Annotated in this window: 6 protein-coding genes; 2 read left to right on the forward strand and 4 right to left on the reverse strand. The window is 61.6% G+C overall.

Translation table 11 applies throughout. The features are described 5' to 3' along the window. The 4 genes from ABR948_RS28390 to ABR948_RS28405 all read right to left on the reverse strand — a co-directional run. Window positions 1-120: dihydroneopterin aldolase (locus ABR948_RS28390; protein ID WP_428124449.1), on the reverse strand; the 120-nt coding region annotated here is incomplete at its 3' end. Further along, complete coding sequence (folP, locus tag ABR948_RS28395; RefSeq protein ID WP_428124439.1) at window positions 117-989, reverse strand: dihydropteroate synthase; 873 nt, start codon at window positions 987-989, stop codon at window positions 117-119. The genes folP and ABR948_RS28390, both read right to left, overlap by 4 nt. Window positions 990-1138: 149 nt before the next feature. Beyond that, window positions 1139-1546, reverse strand: a complete 408-nt coding sequence (locus tag ABR948_RS28400) for a DUF4332 domain-containing protein (protein ID WP_428124441.1) — start codon at window positions 1544-1546, stop codon at window positions 1139-1141. 24 nt (window positions 1547-1570) lie between these two features. Then, window positions 1571-1936, reverse strand: a complete 366-nt coding sequence (locus ABR948_RS28405) for a DUF2267 domain-containing protein (protein ID WP_428124443.1) — start codon at window positions 1934-1936, stop codon at window positions 1571-1573. 315 nt (window positions 1937-2251) lie between these two features. Between ABR948_RS28405 and ABR948_RS28410 the strand changes: the two genes are divergently transcribed. Beyond that, on the forward strand, window positions 2252-3814 hold the full coding sequence (locus ABR948_RS28410) for a helicase HerA-like C-terminal domain-containing protein (protein WP_428124445.1): 1563 nt from the start codon (window positions 2252-2254) through the stop codon (window positions 3812-3814). 73 nt (window positions 3815-3887) lie between these two features. After that, window positions 3888-4576 (forward strand): glycosyltransferase family 87 protein (locus ABR948_RS28415; RefSeq protein WP_428124447.1); only part of this gene is annotated, 689 nt, incomplete at its 3' end.

Here is a 4576-nt window from a genome sequence, read left to right on the forward strand (position 1 = left end):
CGACAGGTCGACGGAGAGTTCGAGATCGATCACGAAGCGCTGACCGACCTCGGTCTCATGTTCCATGACGCCGTGGCGGGCATGGATCACGACGCCGGTGATGAAGATCGTATCGGTCATTCATGACCCCCGATTGCTTGGCTCTCGATCGCCGCGGCCACCCGCAAGGCTTGCACGGTTTCCGAGACATCATGGGTCCGGATGATCCGTGCGCCGGCCTTTGCCGCCACGAGGTGGGCTGCAATCGAGCCGCCAAGGCGCTGTCGGGGTTCGGATGGCGTGACCGAACTGATGAAGCGCTTGCGCGATGCGCCCACCAGCAGCGGCAGGCCGAAAATGCGAAGTTCGTCCAGCCGGGCCAGCGCGGTCATGCTCTGTTCGGGCGTCTTGCCAAAGCCGATGCCGGGATCCAGCACGATATTGCCGGATGCGATACCCGCTTTGCCGGCGATGTCGAGCGAGCGGGTAAAAAATGCCGCAATATCCTGCATGATGTAGATCGAAGCATCGGCGCGGTCGCGGTTGTGCATGATGATAACCGGGCAATGGCGCGCCGCCACCAGCGTCGCCATGTCAGGGTCGCGCTGCAGGCCCCAGACGTCGTTGGCGATGGCCGCGCCGGCATCAAGCGCCCAGGCGACGACCGACGATTTCATGCTGTCGATCGACACGGGAACACCCAGCGAAACCACCTCGGCCAGGATCGGCTGCAGGCGTTGTCGTTCCTCATCGGCCGTGACCGGCTGGGCGCCATAGGGCCGGGTGGATTCCGCGCCGATATCGATGATGTCGGCGCCCTCGGCGATCATGCGCCGGGCCTGCGCCAACGCGCGCTCCGGCGCCACGAATTGCCCGCCATCGGAAAAGGAGTCCGGCGTAATGTTGAGCACGCCCATCACGGCGGGATAGGGCCGTGACAAAAGGGCAGGCAACACCGGATGATCTGCCGGGGAGGCCGCCGGGGCGGGTCTGGACGTGGTCGCGATCATGCGGTCGCTTTGCGCGGTCCGGGCATGGGAGTCAAGATGCGGGCGCGCTCAAGGGGGCGGGCGCGGCCGAGCCGCCAGTCAGGCCCGGCGGCCGGTCCCGGTCAGCGAGTATCTTGACAAGTATCTTGGCAAATATCTTGGCAACTATCTTAGTAGGTAATCTTGGGCTGAAGCTTGCGCGCCTGCGCGATCAGCTGCTCGACCGACTTCTCCGAGGGCAGGACGCGGACCAGTTTCCGCTTGGTATTCACGTCTTTCATGTTCTGTGCCAGGCGGGATGGATTGCGCAGTGCGAGCTCGCGAACCGTGGTGACGCCGGCGGCGCGTACCAGGCCGACCTTGGCCTTGCCCATGCCGGGAATCCGCATGTAGTCGGACACGTTGGCCCATTCCAGCAGTTGCTGCTCGCTGATGCCGGTCTTCGCCGCCAGCGTTTTACGGCCTTTGACGGTCCGGGCCGCTTCAAGCAGCCCATCCGTGGTGCGAATGCCAAGCGATTTCAGTTTGGAAGCGGCGAAGGATGGCAGGCCATCAATCTCGGAGATTGGATATGTCATGGTACTCGATATGCAAAAGGTGCTTTAAGCGAACTGACTGAGGCCCGGGGTCCCTGCGATGATCTCGCCCATTTGGTCCGCTCCGATTTTGTCGCGGCCGAACCGGAAAAGTTCACGCGCGACGTTCTGAATCTCGCTCATGCCCAAACCAAGCCCCATCAGCTTGGTGCCGAGCGCCATCAGACCGCCCCCCATCAAACTTCCGAAACCGCTGCTATTGCTGGAGGCCGAGATCGCGGCTTCCGCGCCTGGAATCTTGTCGATCAGGGCCTGAACCTTGTCGGAGGGCCCCTCGTTGCGCAGGAAACCCAGAACGATGCCGATGGTTTTTTCCGCCACAGCATCATCGATGCCGGCCTTGGCGGCCAGCCGTCCTATCAGTTCGTCCATATTGCCCCGCCCTCACCCGGTTGCTTGCCGGATCCTTGCTTGTGAATTTATCTTGATCTTCCGCGATACGAATTACAAGCGATGACCGCACACCAAGGCACGATTCATCTTCGATCGCACAACGAGTGTTGCAGCAATGCAAGAGTGGGGATGGGATTCGCGCTATATTGCGTAGCGCGCCCGGGTTTCTACCGTGATCCTGCGGGATCACGGGAGACGTTAACTCCGTTGACCGGTTTCAATCGGCTTGCAAGATGCGGTATAATTATGGTGCTTGGCGGCCGCGCCCCCTGATGCGCACGACGAGGCGATGCAATGGCGACTTCCGACCACCAGATGGCCGATACCGACGAGAAGATTTTTATTGGAAAGGGTGAACAGCCGGCATGGCTGACGCTCGGGCTTGCAAATCGCCATGGCCTGGTCACCGGTGCGACCGGAACCGGAAAAACCGTCTCGCTGCAGGTGATGGCGGAAGGCTTTGCACGTGCCGGCGTTCCGGTGTTCGCGGCCGATATCAAGGGCGACCTCTCGGGCATCTCCGAAGCGGGTGAGGCCAAGGATTTCATCGTCAAACGGGCCAATGATATGGGCCTCACCTTCCAGCCTGACCGGTTTTCCACGGTGTTTTGGGACGTGTTCGGCGAGCAGGGGCACCCGGTGCGCGCGACGGTCTCGGAAATGGGGCCGTTGCTGCTGTCGCGAATGATGGATCTAAACGATGTCCAGGAAGGCGTGCTGAATATCGCGTTCAAGGTCGCGGACGAGCAGGGATTGTTGCTGCTGGACATGAAGGATCTGCGCGCGATCCTGTCGTTCATCGCCGAACACGCCGCCGAACTGACCACGCAATATGGAAACGTCTCGAAACAGACCGTGGGAACCATCCAGCGTCAGCTCCTGGTGCTGGAAAATCAGGGCGGCGCCAGATTTTTCGGAGAACCGGCGCTGGCGCTGAAGGATTTCATGCGCACCGACAGTGACGGCCGGGGAATGGTCAACATTCTGGTGGCCGACAAACTGATGCAGAGCCCGCAGCTGTATGCGACCTTCCTGCTGTGGATGCTGTCCGAGCTGTTCGAGCAACTGCCGGAGGCTGGCGATCCGCCGAAACCCAAGCTCGTGTTCTTCTTCGACGAGGCGCATCTGTTGTTCAACGATGCGCCAAAGGCGCTGATGGACAAGATCGAGCAGGTGGTGCGGCTGATACGCTCGAAGGGCGTCGGGGTTTATTTCGTCACGCAAAACCCGATCGACGTCCCGGACAAGGTGCTCGCCCAATTGGGCAACCGCGTGCAGCACGCGCTGCGGGCGTTTACGCCGCGGGACCAGAAGGCGGTCGCGGCGGCGGCGCAGACGTTCCGGCCCAATCCGAAGCTCAACACCGCCCAGGTCATCATGGAACTGGGCAAGGGCGAGGCGCTGGTCTCGTTTCTGGAAGGCAATGGCGTACCGGCGATGGTCGAGCGCGTGATGGTCCGGCCGCCGTCGGCGCGGATCGGGCCGATCACGCCCGAGGAACGCAAGGCCATCATGGACAACAGCCCGGTCAAGGGCAAATACGACACCACGATCGATTCCGAATCCGCCTACGAGGTGCTACAGAAGCGCGTGGCCGGCACCGCGGCGGGTGGGGCCGGGGCCGGAGGAATTCTCGGGCAGATCGGCGCGATCGTCGGGACGATTTTCGGGACCAACGTGCCGCGCGGCAAAATGTCGACCGGACAGGTTATCGCGCGAAACGTGACCCGGTCCGTCACCAACCAGGTGGTGGGCGGGGTCGTCGCCGATCTCGGCAAATCCCTGGGCGGCCCGGTTGGCGGTTCGGTCGGTCGTGCCATTGTGCGCGGTGCGCTCGGCGGGCTGCTGCGACGATAGGATCTTCTCGAGGGTCGCGATCGCGTGATCGCCCCTGATTTTCAGAAAGTGACGTGTGCTAAGATTTCCGTCGTTGCGAGCTCCGCTCGATATCCTCTTCCTGGTCTGCTGCATCCTGCTGACCGCCGACGTTCTGGTTCCGGAGATTTTCGGGAGCGGAAAGACCAAGGACTATCCGCTCTGGTTCTGGGCCGGGCAGCAGGTCCTGCAGGGGAAGGATCTCTATCCCAGCGATCCCAGCGACTATTTCGAATTCATCTATCCGCCGCTGTCGGCGATTATGCTCGCGATACCCAGCTATTTCGGCAAGATACCGCTCTATCTGTTCCTGTCGGCGGTCAATGCCGCGGCATGGTGGATGACGGCTCAATTCTCCAACGCGATGACCGGTTCGGGGCGGATCCCCACGGCGTGGCTGTTCGCATTGCCGGCCTTCGTCACCGTATCCTTTGTGTTCGACATGTTCGATCTAGGGCAGCCCAATCTCGTTCTGCTGGTGATGATGTTGTTCGGGTTCTGGTTGTTGCAGCATGAGCGCCCCTGGATGGCGGGAAGCATGTTTGCGCTGGCGACGGCGATCAAGGTTTTCCCGATCGCCGTGTTTCCCTATCTGCTGTGGCGGCGGCAGTGGGCAGCTGTCGCCGGCATGATCGTCTTCCTCGGGATTTTCCTGTTGGTCGTTCCGGCTCCGATACGCGGGTATCAGCACAACGTTTCCGAGATGAAAACCTGGTATCAGGGCATGGTCGGGTCGAGTTCGGA

This window comes from Bradyrhizobium sp. (assembly GCF_050014615.1).
GTDB lineage: Bacteria > Pseudomonadota > Alphaproteobacteria > Rhizobiales > Xanthobacteraceae > Bradyrhizobium.

Excerpts from the sequence above, each read along its gene's own strand:
- ABR948_RS28405 (WP_428124443.1), bottom strand. The coding sequence starts at position 1,936 with ATGGACGAACTGATAGGACGGCTGGCCGCCAAGGCCGGCATCGATGAT.
- folP (WP_428124439.1), bottom strand. The coding sequence starts at position 989 with ATGATCGCGACCACGTCCAGACCCGCCCCGGCGGCCTCCCCGGCAGAT.
- ABR948_RS28410 (WP_428124445.1), top strand. The coding sequence starts at position 2,252 with ATGGCGACTTCCGACCACCAGATGGCCGATACCGACGAGAAGATTTTT.
- ABR948_RS28400 (WP_428124441.1), bottom strand. The coding sequence starts at position 1,546 with ATGACATATCCAATCTCCGAGATTGATGGCCTGCCATCCTTCGCCGCT.